Here is a 23,995-nt window from a genome sequence, read left to right on the forward strand (position 1 = left end):
TATCTTAAAAGAAAGGAAAAAGAATGACAAAAGAAATTACGTTTTTTACTCGTTTCAAGCAAAATATTCTGAACGGTAGTAAAACCATCACTATTCGTGATATTAAAGAAAGCCATTATCAACCTAACACCATTGTAGATGTCTATACCTTAGAACAATATGAATGGTTTGCTAAAATTAAAATTTTATCTGTTACTCCTATTCAATTTGATCAAATTAATCAAACTCATGCTCAACAAGAAAATATGGACTTAATCAGCCTTAAACAGCTCATTCGAGAAATTTATCCCAATATAGAAACATTTTACGTCATTCATTACCAGTTAATAAAAACATAAAAAATGCGGTCAAAATTGACCGCACTTTATCTTTTACAATTATTAACACTATAACAAATCACTTACGCGAAAGTGGTGGTACAAAAGAAATGCCCATATCCCAAGGTTGTTCAATCCAAGTATTTTGCGGGATACTGATAATATAATCGTCTACCAATTCTGCCCCTGCGGGTTTGGCAAAAACCGTAACAAAACGGGCTTTAGGGTACATTTCGCGAATTGCTCGTGCTGTGTTGCCTGTATCCACTAAATCATCAACAATCACAAATCCTTCGCCATCACCAATGTCTGCTTTATGTAATACTTTTAATTCACTTTGTTGATCATGATCGTAACTGGCAATACAAACGGTTTCCACATAACGAATACCTAATTCTCGGGCAAGCACACCAGCGGAAAATAAACCGCCACGGCTAACAGCAACAATGCCTTTCCATTGCGAAGCAGGCAATAGCCCTTCAGCTAATTTACGGGCATGCATATGGAACATATCCCAAGTTACCACATATTTTTCACTCATAAGACACACCTTATTGTTAGTTTTAAATAAAATTGGGTAAGGATAACCTGAAATTGGATTTCATGCTATTATTTCTGTAAAATTTTTGCCAATTTGCAGTGATTATCCGCATTTTTAGCAAAATATCCCAAACAATAACCATGATCCAATCATCTTAGGAGAAATAATGACAGAATTACAATCCTTACAACCTAAATTATTATGGCAATGGTTTGCCCAAATTTGTGCAATTCCTCATCCTTCTTACCACGAACAACAACTGGCTCAATTTATTATTGATTGGGCAAAAACAAAAGGCCTTTTTGTTGAACAAGATGAAGCGGGCAATATTTTAATTCGTAAACCTGCTACTCAAGGATATGAAAACCGTAAAGGTATTGCTTTACAAGCCCATTTAGATATGGTGCCACAAGCGAATACAAATTCTCAGCATAATTTTCTGACAGATCCCATTGAGCCTTATATTGATGGCGAATGGGTTAAAGCAAAAGGGACTACGCTTGGTGCTGATAACGGTATTGGTTTGGCTTCAGCCTTAGCGGTATTAGATAGTGATGATCTGGCCCATCCTGCATTAGAAGTCTTATTAACGATGACCGAAGAGGCTGGTATGGAAGGAGCCATAGGTTTACGTCCAAATTGGCTCACTAGTCCAATTATGATTAATACGGATACCGAAGAAAATGGCGAAATTTATATGGGCTGTGCAGGTGGACTTAATGCCAATGCCGAAGTGCCAGTTGAATGGCAAACCAATGCCTTTCCTTATTGTTATCAATTACAATTAACTGGCTTACAAGGCGGGCATTCAGGTTGTGATATTCATACTGGACGGGTAAATGCGATCAAATTATTGGCTCGCATACTCACAAATTTACAAACACAAGTGAACTTTTGCTTAGCGGATATTACAGGTGGCTCAGTACGCAATGCTATTCCTCGTGAGGCTTTTGCTACCTTAGTTTTTGCTGAAAAGCCAAATCAATTACAAAGTGCGGTGGAAAATTTAAAAATTTTACTGCAACAAGAATTAGCCATCGCAGAACCGCAATTACAACTTAACCTGGTGGATAAACCATTGCCAAATCAAGTGTTTAGCCAATCCTCAACCCATAAAATTATTCAATGGTTAACCTGTTTACCGAATGGCGTTATCCGCAATAGTGATGTTGTACCTGATGTGGTAGAAACCTCATTAAGTACAGGCATTTTATTGACGGAACAAAATAAGGTAAAAGCCATTATTTTGCTACGCTCCTTAATTGAAAGCGGTAAACAAGAAGTGAAAAATCAGCTCATAGCCTTAATGGCATTGGTTGGCGGCAAGGTGGAATTTAGTGGCGATTACCCCGGCTGGGCACCACAAAAAGACTCAGAAATTATGCAATTAACCAAATTAATTTATGATGATATTTTAGGCTATGAAACGGTGATAAAGGTTATTCACGCAGGGCTAGAATGTGGCTTAATTAAACAAAAATATCCTAATATTGATGTCGTGTCTATTGGCCCAACCATTTTAAATGCTCATTCGCCTGATGAGAAAGTGCATATTCCTGCGGTACAAACCTATTGGCAGTTATTAACTCAAATTTTGGCACAAGCACCGAAAGCCTAGAAACAATATAGTCGTTTCATTTTGAATTGAAACGACTATAAATTAAATTTTACCCCAAAAAATACCGATAAGCTGGGCTATTTGTTACATCTTGATAAGTATAGCCTAGGTCTTCTAAATGTTGATTAAAGGCGTTAAGGCTAGCGTCATCAATATGAAAACCCGCTAAAATATTGCCGTAGTCTGCACCATGGGCTCGGTAGTGGAATAAGGAAATATTCCAGTGTGTGCCAAGGGTTTCTAAGAATTTAATTAATGCCCCTTTTTGCTCTGGAAATTCAAAGGAATAAAGGCGTTCTGTGAGACGGCTGGCTCGGCGTCCGCCGATCATATAGCGAATATGGGTTTTTGCCACATCATCATCGGACATATCAACCACATCATAGCCATTTTGTTGTAATTGTTTGATAATATTCTCTTTTTCTTGCTCACCTTTACTTCTTACCCCAACAAAAATACAGGCTTTTTGTTCATCGGTATAGCGATAGTTAAATTCAGTTACCGCATAATTGGCGATTAAATTGGCAAAGCGTAAGAAACTGCCTTTTTGTTCAGGAATGGTTACGGCTAATAAGGCTTCTTGTTTTTCGCCAATTTCGCAACGTTCAGAAACATAACGCAAGGTATGAAAATTAAGATTTGCTCCTGATAAAATATTGACTAAGGTTTCCCCTTGAATATGGTGTTGTTTCACATATTTTTTAAGCCCTGCAAGGGATAATGCCCCTGATGGTTCGGCAACTGCCCGTACATTTTCAAATAAATCTTTCAAGGCAGCACAAATTTCGTCATTATCTACCAACACCATATCATCAACATATTGTTGGCATAAGCGGAAGGTTTCATCGCCAATGCGTTTTACTGCCACGCCATCAGCAAATAAACCCACTCGTTCTAAATCTACAGGTTTGCCAGCTTGTAAGGCAGCATATAAACAGGCTGAATCCTTTGATTCAACGCCAATAACTTTAATCTCTGGCATTAATTGTTTAATGAAAACCGCAATGCCTGCCAATAAACCACCGCCACCGGCTGGCACAAAAATACGATCAATATGGGGATATTGTTGCAATAATTCCATTGCCAATGAGCCTTGCCCAGCGATGACCGCAGGATGATCAAAGGGCGGAATAAAGGTCATATTTTTGCTTTGTGATAATTCAATGGCTTTGGCTTTGGCTTCATCAAAATTCGCCCCATAAAGTAGCACTTCGCCACCATAGCCCTTCACGGCTTCCACTTTAATACTTGGGGTATTTTGTGGCATCACAATCAAGGCTTTTAAGCCAAGATGTTTCGCCGATAACGCCACCCCTTGAGCGTGGTTGCCTGCGGAGGCGGCAATGACCCCTTTTTCCTTTTGTTGCTCGCTTAAACCCGCGATCATTGCATAAGCACCACGCAATTTAAAGCTATGCACAGGTTGACGATCTTCACGTTTTACCAAAATTTGATTGGCTAAACGTTCTGATAATTTTGGCATAGGCTGTAATGGCGTAACCTGTGCCAGTTCATACACTTTTGCGGTTAAAATCGCTCGTAGATAATCTGCCCCTGTTAACTGTTCGGCATATTGTTCTGACATTTTATTTCCTTTCTGTTTATTAGATTAAAACGCACCAACCAAGTGCGGTGCGTTTTATCAGAATTTTTATGGTGTAACATTATAAATTGGCTAAAAATTCTGTTAATTGTGCTTGAGCAATCATTTTCTTCTCGCCTGTGCGGCGGTTTTTATATTCAATTTCGCCATTAGCAAGGTTTTTTTCGCCAATCACTAACATATGCGGTACACCGATTAACTCCATATCCGCAAACATCACGCCCGGGCGTTCTTTACGATCATCAAAAATCACTTCAATACCTTGTTGAGTTAAATCCGCATAAAGTTGTTCAGCAAATTGTTGTACATTCGGCGATTTATGCATATTCATTGGGACAATCGCCAATTTAAATGGTGCTATAGCATCAGGCCAAATAATGCCTCGCTCATCGTGATTTTGCTCAATGGCAGCGGCAACCACACGGCTAATACCGATACCATAACATCCCATTGTCATAATCAAAGGTTTACCGTCTTCACCTTGCACAGTGGCATTCATTGCCGCCGAATATTTTTGCCCTAATTGGAAAATATGCCCGACTTCAATACCCCGTCTAATCTGCAAATACCCTTTGCCATCTGGACTTGGATCACCCTCGACCACATTGCGTAAATCCGCAATTTGTGGCGTGGCTAAATCACGTTCCCAGTTAATGCCAAAATAATGTTTATCATCAATATTTGCGCCTGCCGAGAAGTTATCCATATTGGCAACGGTACGATCAATCACCACAGGGATTGGCAAGTTTAACGGCCCTAATGATCCCGGTCCTGCACCGATAGTCTGACGAATTTCTTGCTCAGTGGCAAATTGTAAAGGACTGGCAACCAGATCCACTTTTTCTGCTTTGATTTCATTTAATTCGTGATCACCACGCACTAACAATGCCACAAAATCCTGTTCACATTGTTCACTGGCTCGTACAATCAAGGTTTTTACGGTTTTCTCAATCGGCACATTGAATTGCTCAACCAATTCCGCAATGGTTTTAGCATTTGGCGTATCCACTAAACGTAATGCTTCAGTGGCTTGCCCTCGCTCCCCTAATGGCAAAGCTTCGGCTAATTCAATATTGGCGGCAAAATCGCTTTCGCTGGAAAACACAATATCATCTTCGCCACTTTGGGCTAATACTTGGAACTCGTGCGAGGCAGAACCACCAATAGAGCCAGTATCCGCTTGTACCGCACGAAAATCTAAGCCTAAACGGTTAAAAATATTGCTATAAGTTTGATACATTACCTCATAAGTTTGTTGCAAACTGGCGTGATCCGTATGGAAAGAATAAGCATCTTTCATTAAAAACTCACGAGAACGCATAATGCCAAAGCGAGGACGAATTTCATCACGGAATTTTGTCCGAATTTGATAGAAATTTAAGGGTAATTGTTTATAAGAACTGACTTCACGGCGAACTAAATCCGTAATCGCCTCTTCAGCAGTTGGGCTAATAATAAACTCACGATCACCACGATCTTTAAAACGCAATAATTCAGGTCCATATTGCTCCCAACGCCCTGACTCTTGCCATAATTCCGCTGGTTGTACCACTGGCATTTCAATTTCTAAGGCGCATTTGTTCATTTCTTCACGCACAATATTTTCCACTTTCTTTAAGACTCTTATCCCCGTCGGTAACCAAGTATAAAGTCCTGATGCCAGTGGACGAATCATACCAGCACGCAACATTAATTGATGACTCACAATTTGTGCATCATTTGGGGTTTCTTTAAGGGTAGAAAATAAATATTGGCTTGTTTTCATTTGCGTTATTCCTAATTAAACATTACGCCCATTATTCATATTCTCATATAATGGGCAAAAAAGTGCGGTCAATTTCTCGACAATTTTTTATGCTTCAATCAGCTGTTCTAATTGCCATAATTCATTAAAGGTTTGACGACGTCTAATCAAATGGGCTTGTTCACCATCCACCATCACTTCCGCCGTAAGTGGATGAGAATTATAATTTGACGACATACTTGCCCCATAAGCACCTGCAGAACGTTGCGCAATAAAATCCCCTTGTGCAATGGCTAAAGGACGTTGTTTACCTAAAAAATCCGATGTTTCACAAATCGGCCCAACCACATCATACAAGCGTTTTTCTCGTACTAAACGGCGATCAACCTCAATAATTTTCATATAAGCCTGATACAATGCTGGACGAATCATATCATTCATACCCGCATCAACAATAGCAAAATGGCGATCTTCGTGGCTTTTGAGATACTCAACTTTCATCACTAAAATCCCCGCATTTGCCGTAATGGCACGCCCTGGCTCAAGAATAATTTCCAGCTGATAATCACGCAACTTCTCCAATAAGGCTTTAGCATATTCTGTTGGGTGTGGCGGCTGTTCATTATCATAAGTGACACCCAAGCCACCACCAAGATCAAGATGTTGTAACACAATACCATCTTGCTTTAACTGCTCCATTAAAACAATCAAACGATCCGTCGCATCAAGAAAAGGTTTTATCTCTGTTAATTGCGAACCAATATGGCAATCCATTCCCACAATGTGAATATGGGATAATTGACGGGCTTTGCCATAAACAGCACGAGCTTGATCAACACTAATACCAAATTTATTTTCTTTCAAACCTGTAGAAATATAAGGATGCGTATGCGCATCAACATCAGGATTTACTCGCAAAGAAATCGGTGCGATTTTATCTAAACGAGCAGCCACCTGATTAATACGCATCAACTCTGCCTCCGACTCCACATTAAAACAGCGAATCCCCACCTGCAAAGCACGCTCAATTTCTTGTTCCGTTTTTGCTACGCCAGAAAACACTATCTTACTTGCCTCTCCCCCAGCCGTTAGCACACGCTCCAACTCACCTTGCGACACAATATCAAATCCCGAGCCAAGTTTCGCCATCACTTGCAATACCGCAATATTGGGACAGGATTTCACCGCAAAACAAATAAGATGAGGATAATCGCCAAAAGCATTATCAAAAGCATACCAATGACGCTCAAGGGTGGCTTTGGAATAAATATAAAGTGGCGTACCGAACTGTTCAGCAAGCTGCCCCACCGACAACTGCTCCGCCATTAATTGATCCTGTTGATACTGAAAAAAATCCATAAATATGATCCTAATGATTGTTTAATTCGTTTCTTGTTGTTGCTGTTCAGGGAAATAAAGTGGGCCTTTTACGCCACAAGCAGATAAAGTCAATCCAAATATGCTAATTAATAAAAGTGCGGTGAGTTTTTTTACCATTTTTTGCCTCTATTCTCTTCACCAATTTTAAGCTAGCTGAACATTTTACGTTAAAATGTTTGGGTTGAAAATGCCCATAGAAAACTCTCAACCTATTTCTATAAAAAATGATCTGGAACAGTTTATTATCTTTACCTCTTTAAATGAAAATGATAGAGTTTAGGCAGTTATTGCCAATAAAAATTTATAACAACATTTCTAAGTCAAGACAGAACTGATTGGCATATCATCAATGATGATGGAATGAAAAATTAGGTTAGGATAGCCCTTTGAAATATGATCTGGCTCTAGCGAGAAAATATGTTTCAACATTAGAAAAAGAAAGGACAACCTTGGCATTATTAGGTGCGTCTAATGAATTTAGGCATATTTTTCAGCTGCTTCCACTATTATTACATATCAACCACCCTCGTTTGCCGGGTTATTTAGCCGATAGCCCCGCAGGGATTGCCCATTTTCAGTTATCGGCTTATCAGCAACATTATCTTTCTCAACAACTTTCTCCTCAAGAACAAGAGCATTTGTTGAAACAATCTTGTGATAATCCTGCTATTAATGGGGTTTATGTGATGGGAAGCATTGCCTCAATCACACAAACATCAGAATCTGATTTGGATATTTGGGTTTGCCACCAAGATGGTTTGTCTGTTGTTGAGCGACAAAGGTTGTTAGCAAAACTTAAAGCATTACAAAATTGGGCAAAAACCTTTGCCATTGATATGAATTTATTTTTAATGGATCAACAACGTTTCCGTTCCTTTCAATATGCGGATGCGTTGACCGATGAAAATAGTGGTTCGGCACAGCATATTTTATTGTTAGATGAATTTTATCGCTCTACCATTAGATTAGCAGGTAAGCCTTTGTTATGGTTACATTTAGCGGTGAAAAATGAGCAGGATTATGAAAACGAGGTACAAGATTTAGTACAACAAGGGCAAATTAATCTTGATGATTGGGTAGATTTTGGAGGCTTGGGAAAATTATCGGCAAATGAATATTTAGGAGCAACCCTTTGGCAACTTTACAAGGGAATTGATTCTCCCTATAAAGCGGTTATTAAGATTTTATTATTGGAAGCCTATTCTTGGGAATACCCAAATACTCAACTCATTGCGGTGGAGTTTAAACGCCGTTTACTCAATGGCGATACGGCAGTTAATCATTTTGACTCTTATCTTGCAATGTTGGAAAAAGTGACCCAATATTTAAGCCAAATTCAAGATGACAAACGTTTAGATTTCGTACGCCAATGTTTTTATGTTAAAGCCAATATTGATGCTCAATATGAGCGCCAACCCCATTGGCGTAATGAGGCCTTATTGTCTTTAATTCATTCTTGGCAATGGTCAAAAGAAACGACTGACACCTTAAATGCACGTGATGCGTGGAAAATTAAACAAGTTAAACGTATTTATAATGAATTAGTGCAAGTCTTAATGTTGAGTTATCGTAACTTAGTGAATTTTGCCCATAAACATAAGGTTGATGATAGCATTATGCCGCAAGATATTAGTATTTTAACGCGTAAACTCTATACCGCCTTTGAAGAACTTGCTGGCAAGGTTACCTTGCTTAATCCACAGATTTCTAAAGATTTATCTGAACCGCATTTAACCTTTATTGAGGTAAGAAATAGCCAAGTGATGAAAGATGGGTGGTATGTCGTCAATCAAGCCCCTAAAATTACTGAATTATCCCGTTTACGTTATGTGGAATATAATCCAAATCTGCATAAATTAGTGTCTTGGGCATATTTTAATGGCTTATTAACCGCTAATACTCAGTTATATATTTCAAGCAAAAATGTTAGCCTTGATGTTTTACGTCAATTTGTTACCGATTTACGTTTGTCTTTTGCGGTTAATGTTCCCCCTGCGAGCCATGAAGATTTATATCATTCTTGTGAAATAAAAAATCTTATGGTGGCGGTGAATCTCGTGTCCGATCCGACTAAAAAATTGGCGTCAGATAATTCCAAACAAGCTATTAAGCAAAGCGATTTATTTAGTTTTGGACCAGAACAGCAAAGCCTAGTAGGCAGCATTGATCTTATTTATCGTAATCTTTGGAACGAGGTGCGTACTTTGCATTTTGAAGGTACAAATGCCATTTTGTCGGCATTAAAAGTACTTGCCAACAAAATCCATAAACACGCTACCTTGCCAAAAATAAATGTGTTTTGTTATAGCCGTTATTATCATCAAGAGTTAGGGCAATCCGTATTAGGCTTGTTAAAAAAATGCTTACAGGGGAATAATGAACAACCCCTTAATATTTTGCGTGTAGCCGGCAAAACTTGGCAACTCTTTTTTGCAGATCGCGGCATTAATCTAAAAGAAATTACATCACATAAGCCTAATAATGAAGAATCCTCTTGTCGTAAAACGCAAACTGCTGATGTCCCTTTGTCTGAACATCAACATTATCCTTATGAAATTGATAATTTTGCCAGTGAGGGGTTTTTACAATTCTTTTTTGAGGATAATCCTGATCGCACCTTTAATGTTTATATTCTTGATGAACTTAATCATTTAGAAATCTATCGCCACTGTACAGGTAAGAAAGAAGCAAAAATTAAGCAAATTAATCATATTTATACCTCTTCAGGCATAGATAAACAGGATAATCCCTATAATATTGTGCAACATAACTTTAATTATCCACAGTTTTATCAAATTCTACATCAGGGTACATTAACGCGTATTTTGCCATTTCATAGTCAATCTCATTATGAATAAACATTAGTGCTCTGTGTCAACGCGGCATTACTTTAAGCGAAACAACAAAAAATTTCCCCAAAACACACCGCACTTAAAGAATATTGTTGTTTTAATTTTAAGTAAGGCGACGATAATAAACAATTTCACTATATTTATTGGCAATCCTTGCCTTGAACAGGTAAACTTAGTCACAGATTTTTAACGTTAAATGTATGAAATAGTGAGTGAGGTTTAGCTTGTCCAAGTCATCTCAGTGTCTCTTGGCATTTGTTCTTGCTTGTGGCTTATCCGTAGCGATGGCGGAGCAACGGGTTGAATTACGAGTAGAGGGGATTGATAATTCTCGGCTCAAGGAAAATGTCAATCTTTATGTCAATAATATTAGTAAGGAAGAAGCTGATGGTTCCCCTCGCTATGAAAGTCTAGTGACAGACGCCATTGATAAGGCATTACGGGCTGAAGGGTACTATAATTCAACAGTAAATTACCAATTAACAAATAATTTGTTGATTGCAACCGTAAAACTGGGGACAGCGGTCAAAATCGCTGGTATTGATGTGGATATTTTGGGGCAGGCTCGTCAAGATCCTGCCTTTGAACAAGTTGCGGAGCAGACCCCTAAGATTGGCACGCTATTAAATCACGGTACCTATGATGATTATAAAAGTGAATTGCAAACCTTAGCCTTAAGGCGTGGTTATTTTGATGCGAGTTTTTTAGTCCATCGCCTTGAGGTGATGCCTTCCACTGGGCAGGCTTGGTGGCGTTTGGTTTTTGATAGCGGTGAACGTTATCATTATGGGCAAATTCGCTTTGAACATTCGCAAATTCGTGAGGATTACTTGCGTAATATTTTAAAAATTAAAGCAGGCGAACCTTATTTACTCAATGATCTTTCAACATTAACCAATGATTTTTCTTCCTCAAACTGGTTTAGTTCTGTATTGATTCAACCTCAATTAGACAGTGAAGATAAGATCGTCAATCTTGATGTTTTACTTTATCCTCGTAAAAAAACCAGTATTGAGCTAGGTGTAGGCTATTCTTCTGATGTTGGGCCTCGTTTACAAGCTAGCTGGAAACGCCCTTGGATTAATAGTCGAGGGCATAGTGTTGGGGCAAATCTTTATTTATCTGCCCCTAAGCAAACTTTAGAAGCCAGCTATAAAATGCCCTTATTAAAAAATCCATTACGTTATTATTATGAATTTGCCACAGGGGTTGAGCGAGAAAGAGATAATGATACGGATTCATTAGCGACAACCTTTAGCGCTTTACGCTATTGGAATAGGGAAAGCGGTTGGCAATATTCTGGTGGGCTAAGATTGCGTTATGATTCCTATACGCAAGCGGATGTTACCAATGATACTTTCTTAGTTTATCCTAGCTTAGGCTTAAATCGTACAAGATTAAGAGGGGGCTTATTCCCAACTTGGGGGGATGCACAAAACATTAGCCTTGATGTCGGCAATAAAATGTGGCTATCCGATGTGAATTTTATTAGTTTGCGTGCTTCTACCGCTTGGATTCGTACCTTTGCTGAAAATCATCGTATTTATGTACGTGGTGAGGTGGGTTGGTTAAATACCAATAATTTAGAACGTATCCCGCCTGCTTTGCGTTTTTTTGCGGGGGGAGATCGCAGTGTTCGAGGTTATGGTTACAAAAAAATCTCGCCTAAAAATGCGGACGGTGAATTGATCGGAGGTTCTCGTTTAGCTACTGCCAGTTTGGAATATCAATATCAAGTTTATCCGAAATGGTGGGTTGCCTCTTTCTTTGATTCAGGCTTAGCGGCAGACAGTTTTGCTACGAATGAGTTACGCTATGGCGCAGGAATGGGGGTTCGCTGGGCATCACCTGTCGGCGCGATAAAATTAGATATCGCTACACCTATTCGTGATAAAGATAATAGTCGCAACATTCAATTTTATATTGGTTTAGGGTCAGAACTTTAATATGACAGAACAACATAACACAGCGAAAACAGACAATAAACATCGTAAAAAAACTTGGTGTCGCCGTATTCTTTGCGGAATAAGTGCGGTCATTATTAGCTTTATTTTTATTCTGCTTTTATTGCTAATGACAAGCCGAGGTCAAGTGGCACTTATTAAACTGAGTGATAAATGGTTAGACAGTTTAAGCATTGGCAATGTAAGCGGTGGCTTACAAGAAGGGCTAGTGCTAGAAAATGTGCATTATCGCACCGAAGGGATTGAGGTTACCCTTGCTCAAGGACGTTTACAACTTGATTTGCATTGTTTATGGCAACGAAAAATTTGCCTACAAGATCTTAGTTTAAACCAGCCACAAATTCATATTGATACCGCTTTTTTATCTTCTGATGAGACAGAAACCAATGCTGATACAACAATGCAACGGATTGATTTACCCATTAGTTTACAAGCGGATCATCTCGCCATTGAACAATTATTACTTCATATTGATAACCAACAAATTAGCTTGGCAACATTCAAAAGTGCGGTCAGTTTAAATAATGAATCTGGTTTAACCCTTGCACCAACAGAAATTCGTCAGTTACAGATTCATCAACAAGTAGCCCCCACTACCGAATTGGATTTAACTGACAGCCACTCTAATCCAACAACCCCTACAGATTGGCAACAAATAGAACAGCGTTTACAACAACCGCTCTTAGCTAATTTAGCTCAAGTGCAGCTGCCTTTTGATTTCCATATTGTGAATATTGAAGGGACAAATTGGTCTTATCAACAAACCGATGGCGAACAGGTTTTACAACAGATTACGGTACCAACATTGCAACTACAAGCAAAAGCTGTTGATGATAATGTTCAATTAAACACCTTAGTGATTAATAGCTCCTTGGGCAATCTTGAAGGAACGGGGCAAATTCAATTACAACAAGATTTCCCACTGGATTTTCATCTTAATAGCACCCTTAATGCGATAAAAAATGAACAACAGGTTTTATTGCCAGACACCAAACTTGCCCTACATTTAACAGGCAATCTGCTTAAACAAACCCAATTGTCTCTCATTAGCCAAGGGGGCTTAAAGGCTGAACTCAATGCACAAGCGGAACTTAATCAAGCGAAAACGCCTTTTCAACTACAATTTAACCTCTCTGATTGGCGTTATCCGGCAAGTGGCAAAGATCCTTTAACGACCAAGGGGATTCAATTATTAGCACAGGGTAATCTCTTGGATTATCATCTTGATTTTAATGGACAAGTACAAGGAATGGGCATACCCAAAGCACAGCTGGCTATGGGCTTACAAGGCGGATTAACCCAAGCACAAATTAAACAATTTCTGCTAAAAACCCTTGGCGGAAGTATGGAAATGAACGGTGAACTTGATTGGCATAAGGGTTTAGCTTGGCAAAATGATTTGACTATTCAGCAAATCAATAGTGCAGAATTAAGCCAAGATTGGCGAGCCTTATTATCAGGTCAACTCAGTACCACAGGCTATGCTCATACAGATGATTGGCAAATTGCAGTAAACAAACTCAATTTACAAGGGCGTATTAATGGGCAACCCTTAGATCTGCAAGGTCATTTTACCGCTAACAAAAGTGAATTAATCAATATTCCACAATTTGTACTGAATTATGGTAAAAACAGCCTGCATTTACAAGGGCATTTAAATCAGCAATCAGATTTAAAACTGGAGATCAATGCCCCTAATTTAACAGGTTTATTGCCCCATTTATCCGCGAATTTAATGGGCTATATGAATATTAAAGGCGATATTAATGAGCCTAATGTAGATATTGATTTAGCTGGTAAAAATATTCGTTTTCAACAGCTTTCCATTGCGGATATTCGTCTCACAAGTCATATTACAAGCCAACAACAGATTCAAGGTAATCTTGATCTTAGCTTACGCCAATTTCAATTTGATGAGATAAAACTCAACTCAGCCCAATTACAGTTAAGTGGTAATGAACAACAACATCAATTACAATTACGCTCACAAGGGCAACCTTTCTATGCCAACTTAGATCTCAGTGGGCATTTTTCTCGTGCAGAGCAAACTTGGCAAGGTGATCTTAAACATCTCGATATTCATTCTCCGATAGGGCAGATAAGTAATAACAAAGCCATTACCATTGACTATCATCATCTTGATCTCTTAGCAACGGTGTCTCCTCATTGTTGGGATAACCCTAATCTTGAACTTTGTTTTTCAAAACCTTTGACACTCGGCGAAAATGGCGAAATTCATTTCACTATTCCACGCTTAAACCTTGCCATTGTCAATCAGCTTACCGAACAAGCTAATTTACTCAAAGGGCAATTAACCAGCCAAGGACAAGTCAGCTGGTTTACTGATAAGCCCCTTGATTTAACGCTAAAAATTGAAGGCAAAAATCTCGCATTAAATCAAAAAATTGATTACCGTTCCTTTGATTTAGCAATGACATCATTGAGTTTAGATACTCGCTTGCAAGAAAATAATCTAACGGTCAATACGGCATTACAATTAGCGAATAATGGGCGATTAAATACTAACCTACAGATTAACGATATTGCACAGCGTCGTCAGTTAGGGGGAACATTGGTATTAGATCAGCTTAATTTAGCCTTATTCGATCAATTATTAACCCGTGGCGATAGTATCAAAGGCGAGTTAAATGCTAATTTACGTTTTGCTGGAGATTTGCAAGCGCCTTTGCTCAACGGCAAAATTGAACTTGACCAATTAAAACTTGCGATGATCGCCCTTCCCGTGCCTATTACTAACGGACAATTAGCCATTCAATTCAACGGCAATAGTTCTAGCTTACAGGGGATGATCGAAAGCGAAAATAATAACCGCTTAAACTTAGAGGGATCGGCAAGTTGGCGTGATTTAGAACGTTGGACGGCGGAAGTCAGTGCGAAAGCCAATGAGTTTGAAGTGGATATTCCTAATATGGCGCGTTTGCGTATTAGCCCCGATATTCAGGTTTCTGCTACACCAAAATTATTAAGTCTCTCAGGTGAAGTGAATATTCCTTGGGCAAGAATTAATATTGAACAACTCCCAGAAAGTGCGGTATCCGTCAGTAGTGATGAAGTGATTTTAGATAAAACACCTACAGCTAAAATCAATCTTCCTCGCCAAACAGAACAGCCAGCAGGAATGTTAATACAATCGGATTTAAAAATTCAGATTGGCGATAATGTACAACTTGATGCTTATGGATTAAAAACAGGGCTAAAAGGTATCCTATCCGTTCGACAAGAAAAAGGAAATTTAGGGTTATATGGTCAAATTAATCTACAAAATGGTCGTTATAGTTCCTTTGGGCAAGATTTGCTTATTCGTAAAGGGCAAATTAGTTTCTCTGGTTTACCCTCTCAACCTTTATTGAATATTGAAGCGATTAGAAATCCTGAAGTGATGGAAGACAGTAGCGTTACTGCTGGTGTGAAAGTCGTGGGATTAGCAGACTCTCCTGAAGTGACCATTTTTTCTGAACCAAGTATGTCGCAAGATCAAGCCTTATCCTATTTATTAACGGGGCGTTCATTAGAAAACAGCGGCGAAGCCGGCTCGGGTAGCTCAGTAGGGGCAGCACTCTTGGGGCTAGGTTTAGCGAAAAGTGGTAAATTGATTGGCGGAATCGGAGAAACCTTTGGGATTCAAGATCTCAATTTAGGCACACAAGGTATTGGCGATAGCTCACAGGTTGTTGTCAGTGGATACATTACACCAAGATTACAAGTTAAATACGGCGTAGGGCTTTTTGATGGCTTAGCCGAATTTACCGTAAAATATCGCCTAATGCCACGCTTATATTTACAATCCGTTTCTGGCGTAAACCAAGCCTTTGATATATTGTATCAATTTGAATTCTAACGAGTATTGAATATGAATGATTTATTTCCTCAAGCACAAGCATTACTAAACCATCATCATAATGAAGGACGAGAAATTGCCGCCATTGATCTGGGCTCCAACAGTTTTCATCTGATTATTGCCCGTATTATTAATGGCTCAATCCAAATCCTCTCAAGGCTTAAACAAAAAGTAAGGCTTGCGGAAGGACTTGATGAAAATAATATATTAAGCCAAGCCGCCATTGAACGAGGTGTACAATGCCTTGCCTTATTTGCAGAACGATTACAAGGATTCTCCGCAGAGGATATTAATGTTGTTGGCACCTATACCTTACGCCAAGCCGTTAATAAACAACAATTTCTTGATCAAGCTAGCCAAGTATTTCCCTACCCAATTCACATTATCAGTGGACAAACCGAAGCAAAAATCATCTATGCAGGGGCTTCTCATACTCAGCCAGAAACAGGACGTAAATTTGTGGTAGATATTGGTGGCGGTTCAACGGAAATGATCATCGGCGACGGTTTCACGCCTTTAGTCGCAGAGAGCCGCCATATGGGTTGTGTGAGTTTTGCCAAACAATTTTTTCCACAGGGAGCAATTTCACTTGAAAATTTTGAACGAGCCTACCAAACAGCGCTAAGTAAAATTGAAGATTTAAGTTTTGATTATCAACAACTCGGTTGGCAATCGGTACTAGGTTCTTCTGGTACCATTAAAACCGTAAGCCAAGTGATCAGTGCCAATATTGATAAAACGGGCATTATTACCCCCCAATACCTTGAGCAATTAACCAAACAAGTGTTACAAGTGGATAATATGGATAAGCTACAATTAGCTGGGCTGATTGAAGAACGGGCTGATGTATTTGTCCCTGGATTAGCTATCCTAAAAGCCGTCTTCCACACCTTCAATATTCAACAAATGCGTTACTCCGACGGTGCTTTACGAGAAGGTGTTATTTATAGCCTAGAAAAAACCTTTCAAGTAAGCAATATCCGCCAGCGTACCGCAACAGGTTTAATGGAGCAATTTAATATTGACGAACATCAAGCCTACCGTGTTTACCAAAGTGCCAAATTATTAAGCCAGCACTATTGCCAATGGAAGACCGCTATCCTTAGCCAAGAGATGAAAAGTATCCTTTTATGGGCGGCACAATTACACGAAGTGGGCATTGTCATCAATCATCGTGGGCTTACCAAACATTCCAGCTATATTCTACAGCACTGTGAATTACCGGGATTTGATAAAGAGCAACAAGCTCTACTTGCCACATTAGTACGTTACCACACAGGCCCATTAAATCGGCGTAAAATTCCTAAATTTGCTCGCTATCAAGATCTTGATGTCCTTGCTCTCATTCGCTTATTACGTTTAGCGGTAATTTTCAACAAATCTCGACAAGCCACAGAATATACCGATAAAATTTCATTAAAAATTAACCGCACTTTACTAGAATGGCAACTCACCTTACCGCAAGATTACCTAGAACGTAACCCTTTAATTTTCAATGAACTAGAAACGGAACAAAAATGGTTAAGTCATAAGAGTGCATTGCGTTTATCTTTAATGATTAAGGAAATTCAAATATAACCGCCCCACTTCAAAAGAACATAAATAATGCTATACTGCATTTACATATCATTACAAAAAATAGGAGGAAATAATGTTTTTTCTAGGCTTTATCTTAGGTGCGATGTCCGCCGTAGTATTACAACAATTCTTAAAACAATATTCTATTGTTAAAAAAGGAGATAAATCAAATGATGAATAAAAAATTAACCATTGGTTCCATAATATTGGCTGTCTTATTACTTAGCATTGGCATATTAACAAGTTTATCCATTTATTCGGTTGATGCAGGAGAAACCGCGATTGTCACGCGTTATGGCGAAATTGTTGACACCAAAACCTCAGGGCTAAATTGGAAATCTCCAGTAGAAGATGTCACCTTCTTTTCAACACGAGAAGCTAAAATTGAATTTGGTGAATTTGACAAAAGAACAGGCGATGTCATCGCCGGATTATCCGCTTATACCTCTGACCGCCAAACCGCAACGGTAGCACTTACCTTAACTTACCAAATTACCAATCCCGAACAAGTCTATACGAAATATAAAACCACAGACAATATGTTGAATACATTAGTTGCCCCTCGCGTAAGACAGCAACTTGAAATTGTCTTTAGTAAATATACTGCGATGACCGCTGTGGAACGAAGAGGAGAATTTGCCACCGCCTTACGCAAAGAAATTGCAGATATTTTCAAAGGATACCCTCTAACAATTAACGATGTCCAATCTGTTTTTAATTTTTCAAAAGAATATGAGCGAATGATCGAGGATAGTGTTAATAAAGATGTCGCCGTAAGAAATCAAGAAAGACAAACTCGCATTGCACAAGAACAAGCACGAGAGGCAGAAGTAAGAGCTGAATCTGAAGCAAGAATAAAAATCACTCAAGCAGAAGCATTAGCCAAAGAAAAAACATTACAAGCTGATGCCGAAGCTCATGCAATTCGCGTGAAAGGTGAAGCAGAAGCGGCTAGCGCAAGAGCATTAGCAGAAGCCTTATCCAAAAACCAAGATCTTGTTGCATTAAAAACAGCTGAAAAATGGAACGGAGTATTACCAACCTATATTCCACAAGGTACCGTTATGCCATTTGTGCAATTACCACAGAAATAAGAGGGATAATTATATAGTCGTTTCAATTAGAAATAAGATAAAAAAGTACGGTAAGACTTACTAACGTTAAAGAGAAACGACTATATTATTGAAATACAAAAAGATTAAGCGACACTTTGCTTCTTATATTCTAAGTATAATACCGTTGCGGCAACTCGAGAATGAACATTTAACTTACGTAACAAATTACGGATATGTACTTTTACTGTTTCTTCCGAAATAAATAATTGCCCAGCAATCTGTTTATTTGATAAACCTGTTGCAATTAACTGTAATACATCCATTTCTCGATCTGTAAGAGAATGGATAGGTTCTTTGTCCGGGTGATTTTCCAATAACAAACGTTTAACTGTATCACTTAATACGACTTCGCCTTTAGCAATTTTTTTCAACTGCTCAAGTAAAACATCAGGCTCAGTATCTTTGAGCAAATAACCATCAGCACCTGCTTCAATTAAAGCAAAGATATCCGCTTTCGCATCAGAAACCGTTAAAATAACAATGCGAGCATCAATATTTTCATTACGTAATGCTCTAAGTGTATCTAATCCTGATAATCCTTTCATATTGAGATCAAGGATAATAAGGTCAGGATCTTTTTGTAATGCTAATGTAATGCCTTCATTACCACTACTCGCTTCTCCTACAACACAAAATTCCTCTTCTAAGTTGACTAATTGTTTAACGCCTCGTCGCATAAGAGGATGATCATCAATAATAAGAATTTTTGTTTTATTAAGCATATACTCCACCCTAAATATGTTCTTATAATAGGTTAATCATTAAATATGACCATTAATTATCATCGTTTCAATTTAAGCAACACGCCGAAGACAGTACAAATAGTACGGAGAGGCGTGTCAACAATGTATTTTTTAAAATGGGACGACGATAATATTATAATTAAATTATGTAGATCTAAATTAAACTTAACTATTATATAGCAAATTGACTTAATTGCTATTATAGGACGAATATATTGTTTCAAAACAAAGCCCTCATAACGAGGGCTTTAATTAGTAAAATTTTTGCGATAATCACCGCACTTCTTATTATCGTTTAAAGTAAAACAACGATACTTTAATCAATGATTAAAATTCTTCACCATAATAGGCTTTTGTTAGAATTTCCTCCATATCTTCCACCACAGGTAAACGAGGGTTTGCTGGAGAGCATTGATCTTCAAAAGCAGCTAATGCAATAGTACGACGAGCTGCAAGCCATTCTTGTTCCTCAATTCCCTGCTGTTTAAAGGACATTTTAATTCCCACTTTAGCCGCTAAATCGTGGCAGGCTTTGGCATAAGAGGCAACCCCTTCTTCAGGCGTGGCACAAGGTAAACCCAGCATACGAGCGATTTCTTGATATTTAACGTCTGCTTTATAATAGTTATATTTCGGCCAAGTAGAGGTTTTGGTCGGTTTTGTGCCATTATAACGAATCACATAAGGCATTAAGATAGCATTGGTGCGTCCATGTGGTGTATGGAAACGTCCACCAATTTTATGGGCTAAAGAGTGATTCATACCTAAGAACGCATTAGCAAATGCCATACCAGCAATGGTTGAGGCATTGTGCATTTTTTCTCTCGCCTCAGGATCTTTGTGATTCACTGATAACTCAAGGTACTCAAAGACTAACTTAATGGCTTGTAATGCGAGACCGTCCGTAAAATCATTGGCTAATACTGAAACATAAGCCTCCGTTGCGTGGGTTAATACATCCAAGCCTGTATCCGCCGCCACATGAGCTGGTACGCTCATCACTAAAGCAGGATCAACAATGGCAATGGTTGGCGTTAAAGAATAATCCGCAATTGGATATTTTTTGTCGCCCTCAGTAATTACCGCAAATGGCGTTACCTCTGATCCTGTACCCGATGTAGTTGGAATACCAATAAATTTGGCTTTACGTCCTAATTGTGGGAATTTAAAGGCACGTTTACGAATATCCATAAATTTCTGTACAAGATCGCGGAAATCTACTTCAGGTTGTTCATAGAATAACCACATCACTTTTGCTGCGTCCATGGCGGAACCGCCCCCTAAAGCAATAATGGTGTCAGGTTGATAACTGCGTAATAATTCTACCCCTCGACGTACTGTGGCAATAGAGGGATCTGGCTCAACATCGGCAAAGAGCTGGTAAGTAACATGATTACCTCGTGCGGTAATTTGTTTCGCAATTTTCTCCACAAAACCTAAATCAACCATTGTTCTATCAGTAACAATTACAACCCTTTCTAGCCCTTTCATAGATTGTAAATATTGAATTGAATCACGTTCAAAATAGATTTTTGACGGGACTTTGAACCATTGCATATTATTTCTCCGTCTGCCCACTCGTTTAATATTTAATAAATTCACCGCACTAACATTATTGCCCACTGAGTTTTTACCATAAGAACCACAACCTAGGGTCAATGAAGGTAGGAAAGAATTATAAACATCACCAATCCCCCCGAAAGTAGAAGGCGAATTCCAAATTACCCGAATGGCTTTTACTCGTTCGCCATAAGCCTTTGCGATCTCGGCATCATTGGTATGAATTGCCGCAGAATGCCCTAAACCATGGAAATTCACCATTGCCTCAGATAAAGCAAAGCCTTGCTCTATAGAATGGGATTTTAATAAAGCTAAAACAGGGGATAATTTTTCACGGGTAAGTGGTTCTTTTTCGCCCACTTCAGCACATTCCGCTACCAAAATATTGGTTTTAGCTGGTACAGTAAAACCTGCTTGTTCCGCAATCCACGCAGCAGGTTTGCCCACTACATTGGCATTTAATTTCGCACCAGCACAATTTTTGCTATTTGCTTTAACACCGAAAATAAATTCTTCTAATAGTGCCTTTTCTTTTTTGTTCACAAAATAAACACCATAAGACTTCATTTCTGCTACAAATTCTTGATAAACTTCTTGATCCACGATCGCCGCTTGTTCTGAAGCACAAATCATACCGTTATCAAAGGATTTAGACATCACAATATCATGCACAGCTTGCTTGATATTGGCAGTTTTTTCCACATAAGCAGGCACATTCCCTGCACCAACCCCTAACGCAGGTTTACCACAAGAATATGCCGCCTCAACCATCGCATTGCCACCCGTAGCCAGAATCGTTGCAATACCCGGGTGCTTCATTAATGCGGAAGTTCCTTCCATTGAAGGCTTTTCAATCCATTGAATACAATCTACAGGTGCGCCTGCGGCAACAGCCGCCTCATAAACCACACGAGCCGCATGAGCAGAAGATTGTTGAGCGGAAGGATGAAAAGCAAAAATAATAGGGTTACGGGTTTTTAATGCGATAAGAGATTTAAAAATGGCGGTGGAGGTTGGGTTGGTGGTTGGTGTAATACCGCAAATTACGCCAACAGGATCAGCGATTTCTGTAATGCCTGTTACATCGTCCTCGCTAATAATTCCTACGGTTTTGAGATGCCGCATATTATTGACAACATACTCACAAGCAAACAGGTTTTTGGTCGCTTTATCCTCAAACACCCCTCGTCCTGTTTCTTCATAAGCATGCATAGCTAATACACCATGTTGATCAAGGGCTGCTACTGAAGCCTTAGCCACAATATAATCCACCTGCTCTTGATTAAGCTGGCGAAATGCCTCTAAAGCCACTAAGCCTTTTTCAACCAAAGTATTCACTTCAGCCTGTGCAGGCGAAGGGTTATGATCTAGATTACCCATAGTAATTTCTCCTAAAGTTGTTTAATTTTTAAATTATTTTACTAAGAAAAATTATACCTATTTGGTGTTATAGGTAAAATCATTTTACGGATCAGTGCGAGATAAGATTGATCTAGATCAAAAGTCTAAAAGGCATTCGCATAGGGATTTTATCTTCGTCTTTGCATTATTAAATTAAAAATATTTTTCGTAAAATATCCAAATCACAAAAATCGCCCTTAAGATAGTCCAAAATAGATTGCCGAACTAATGGGCTTCGGGCGGCTTGATTTGGCTTGGAGCAGTATTCATCAAATTCTGCTAGGCTAAGCCATTTACCACCTACTATGTCAGGATCCTGTGGCTTAATTGGCTGGTATTGCGGTAATTCAAGTGCGAAAGTAAATCGTAAAAAATCAAGCCCTGTACGTGGAGCATGCCATTGATAAATTTTGATCAATTTTTGAGGTACTGCTTGAATACCTGTTTCTTCAAATAGCTCTCGACTTGCCCCTTGTAATAAACTTTCTTCTTTTTCTAAATGTCCTGCGGGTTGATTAAGGGTGAGTTTTCCCGCTTCATACTCTTCAACCAATAAAAATTTGCCATGACAATGTACTACGCAAGCTAGGGTGATATTAGGTTTATGCACATTTATATCCTTATTTGCAGAAATTGATATAAGGCTGTCAGTTCTTGTTCTGATAAAAGCCGATACTCACCGCAAGCTAATCCATCTAAACTAAAACACGCCATTTGATAACGTACTAAACGTAAAGTTGGATAACCAATATGGGCAGTCATACGGCGTACTTGCCGATTTTTTCCCTGTTTGATTTTTAGCTCTAACCAGGCGGTGGGGATATTTTTTCTTTGTCGAATAGGAGGAATACGTTGCCATAAATTTGGCGGAGAAATCGACCGCACTTTAGCTGGTAGGGTCATTCCATCTTTTAATTGCACGCCATTCTTGAGCTGGCGTAAGTCTTGTTCTGTCGGAATATTTTCAACCTGTACCCAATATGTTTTCTCTGTTTTAAACTGTGGATCAGCCAATCTGTGCTGGATTTCACCGTTATTCGTTAGAATTAATAGCCCTTCACTATCACGATCTAGTCGTCCCGCAGGATAAATATTCGGGATAGGAATGAAATCTTTTAAGGTCAAGCGTCCAGCTTCATCAGTAAACTGACTTAATACATCAAAAGGTTTGTTAAATAATACGACTTTTGTTTGTTGCCTATTCAGAATATGAGGCTTAATTTGGGTATTTTGTTTTTTGTATCCCTTTGCTCGCCTTGTTTTATTAACAAGATGATGAAATGATTTTTTTGGTATCATTCTCATTCCCTATTGGTTAAACCCACGCCAAATAAAAAACCCAGCAAAGGTAAATAAAACGCCACCGAAAAGGTGTAACACAATAACCAGAAGTGCAGCTCCATATTTTTGATTCAGCAAATCTTGCACTATTTCCGCAGAAAAAGAAGAAAAGGTTGTAAAACTGCCTAAAAACCCTGTCAGAAAAAAGAATTTCCATTCTGAAGATAATTGAGGGAATTGTATCATTACAGCAAGCATGATCCCCATCAATAAACAACCAAGATAATTCACTGATAATGTGCCAAGTTGTAAAATATGAACAATGGGGTTTAGTAATAAAGTTAATCCCCAACGTCCTGTGGCACCAAGAATTGCTCCTAGGCATAGATACACAAAATTCATCATTATCTCATTGCCGATAAAAGAGAAGGGTACCTTT

The 23,995-nt window shown here is 38.8% G+C and carries 17 protein-coding genes; 7 read left to right on the forward strand and 10 right to left on the reverse strand.

Features of this window, described 5'->3' with window-relative positions:
* Positions 1-23 precede the first annotated feature (23 nt).
* Positions 24-338: a N(4)-acetylcytidine aminohydrolase gene (yqfB, locus tag EV694_RS09275; protein ID WP_132691814.1), complete on the forward strand. Its 315-nt coding sequence runs from the start codon at positions 24-26 to the stop codon at positions 336-338.
* Between the two features lie 58 nt (positions 339-396).
* On the opposite strand, the gene gpt is transcribed toward yqfB, so the two are convergent.
* Positions 397-858, reverse strand: a complete 462-nt coding sequence (gpt, locus tag EV694_RS09280; RefSeq protein WP_132691816.1) for a xanthine phosphoribosyltransferase — start codon at positions 856-858, stop codon at positions 397-399.
* A 166-nt stretch (positions 859-1,024) separates the two neighbouring features.
* Between gpt and EV694_RS09285 the strand changes: the two genes are divergently transcribed.
* The gene (locus tag EV694_RS09285) at positions 1,025-2,476 is read left to right on the forward strand and encodes an aminoacyl-histidine dipeptidase (protein ID WP_132691818.1); all 1,452 of its coding nucleotides are present in this window, start codon (positions 1,025-1,027) and stop codon (positions 2,474-2,476) included.
* A gap of 49 nt (positions 2,477-2,525) precedes the next feature.
* Here EV694_RS09285 and ilvA read toward each other — a convergent pair whose 3' ends face one another.
* From ilvA to lptM, 4 genes are all read right to left on the reverse strand, one after another.
* Complete coding sequence (gene ilvA, locus EV694_RS09290; RefSeq protein ID WP_132691820.1) at positions 2,526-4,061, reverse strand: threonine ammonia-lyase, biosynthetic; 1,536 nt, start codon at positions 4,059-4,061, stop codon at positions 2,526-2,528.
* A 79-nt stretch (positions 4,062-4,140) separates the two neighbouring features.
* A complete protein-coding gene (proS, locus tag EV694_RS09295) occupies positions 4,141-5,844 on the reverse strand; it encodes a proline--tRNA ligase (protein WP_132691822.1) in 1,704 nt (567 codons plus the stop codon).
* Between the two features lie 87 nt (positions 5,845-5,931).
* Complete coding sequence (gene lysA / locus EV694_RS09300; RefSeq protein ID WP_132691824.1) at positions 5,932-7,182, reverse strand: diaminopimelate decarboxylase; 1,251 nt, start codon at positions 7,180-7,182, stop codon at positions 5,932-5,934.
* A gap of 21 nt (positions 7,183-7,203) precedes the next feature.
* Positions 7,204-7,320 carry an LPS translocon maturation chaperone LptM gene (lptM, locus tag EV694_RS09305; RefSeq protein ID WP_132691826.1) on the reverse strand — a complete coding sequence of 39 codons (117 nt, stop codon included), beginning with the start codon at positions 7,318-7,320 and terminating at the stop codon, positions 7,204-7,206.
* Between the two features lie 269 nt (positions 7,321-7,589).
* Here lptM and EV694_RS09310 point away from each other — a divergent pair, with 269 nt between their 5' ends.
* The 5 genes from EV694_RS09310 to EV694_RS09330 all read left to right on the forward strand — a co-directional run bounded on the left by EV694_RS09310 (position 7,590) and on the right by EV694_RS09330 (position 18,550).
* Positions 7,590-10,061, forward strand: coding sequence for a class I adenylate cyclase (locus tag EV694_RS09310; RefSeq protein WP_132691829.1), 2,472 nt, complete (start codon positions 7,590-7,592; stop codon positions 10,059-10,061).
* A 218-nt stretch (positions 10,062-10,279) separates the two neighbouring features.
* A complete protein-coding gene (gene tamA, locus EV694_RS09315; RefSeq protein ID WP_424580060.1) occupies positions 10,280-12,001 on the forward strand; it encodes an autotransporter assembly complex protein TamA in 1,722 nt (573 codons plus the stop codon).
* Position 12,002: 1 nt separating this feature from the next.
* Positions 12,003-15,878, forward strand: a complete 3,876-nt coding sequence (gene tamB / locus EV694_RS09320; protein ID WP_132691831.1) for an autotransporter assembly complex protein TamB — start codon at positions 12,003-12,005, stop codon at positions 15,876-15,878.
* A 12-nt stretch (positions 15,879-15,890) separates the two neighbouring features.
* Entirely contained in the window at positions 15,891-17,456 is a 1,566-nt protein-coding gene (ppx, locus tag EV694_RS09325) for an exopolyphosphatase (RefSeq protein WP_132691833.1), read from the forward strand.
* A gap of 170 nt (positions 17,457-17,626) precedes the next feature.
* A complete protein-coding gene (locus tag EV694_RS09330; protein WP_243646017.1) occupies positions 17,627-18,550 on the forward strand; it encodes an SPFH domain-containing protein in 924 nt (307 codons plus the stop codon).
* Between the two features lie 104 nt (positions 18,551-18,654).
* Here the strand turns inward: EV694_RS09330 and narL are convergent, their stop codons facing one another.
* The 5 genes from narL to crcB form a co-directional block, all read right to left on the reverse strand.
* A complete protein-coding gene (gene narL / locus EV694_RS09335) occupies positions 18,655-19,293 on the reverse strand; it encodes a two-component system response regulator NarL (protein WP_132691835.1) in 639 nt (212 codons plus the stop codon).
* A 348-nt stretch (positions 19,294-19,641) separates the two neighbouring features.
* Positions 19,642-22,254: a bifunctional acetaldehyde-CoA/alcohol dehydrogenase gene (gene adhE / locus EV694_RS09340; protein ID WP_132691837.1), complete on the reverse strand. Its 2,613-nt coding sequence runs from the start codon at positions 22,252-22,254 to the stop codon at positions 19,642-19,644.
* Positions 22,255-22,423: 169 nt separating this feature from the next.
* Positions 22,424-22,885 carry an NUDIX domain-containing protein gene (locus EV694_RS09345; RefSeq protein ID WP_132691839.1) on the reverse strand — a complete coding sequence of 154 codons (462 nt, stop codon included), beginning with the start codon at positions 22,883-22,885 and terminating at the stop codon, positions 22,424-22,426.
* A 2-nt stretch (positions 22,886-22,887) separates the two neighbouring features.
* Positions 22,888-23,580, reverse strand: a complete 693-nt coding sequence (locus tag EV694_RS09350) for a pseudouridine synthase (RefSeq protein ID WP_424580061.1) — start codon at positions 23,578-23,580, stop codon at positions 22,888-22,890.
* 3 nt (positions 23,581-23,583) lie between these two features.
* The gene (crcB, locus tag EV694_RS09355) at positions 23,584-23,961 is read right to left on the reverse strand and encodes a fluoride efflux transporter CrcB (protein WP_132691843.1); all 378 of its coding nucleotides are present in this window, start codon (positions 23,959-23,961) and stop codon (positions 23,584-23,586) included.
* Positions 23,962-23,995: the final 34 nt, after the last annotated feature.

Origin of the sequence: Volucribacter psittacicida (assembly GCF_004339025.1) — a bacterium.
GTDB lineage: Bacteria > Pseudomonadota > Gammaproteobacteria > Enterobacterales > Pasteurellaceae > Volucribacter > Volucribacter psittacicida.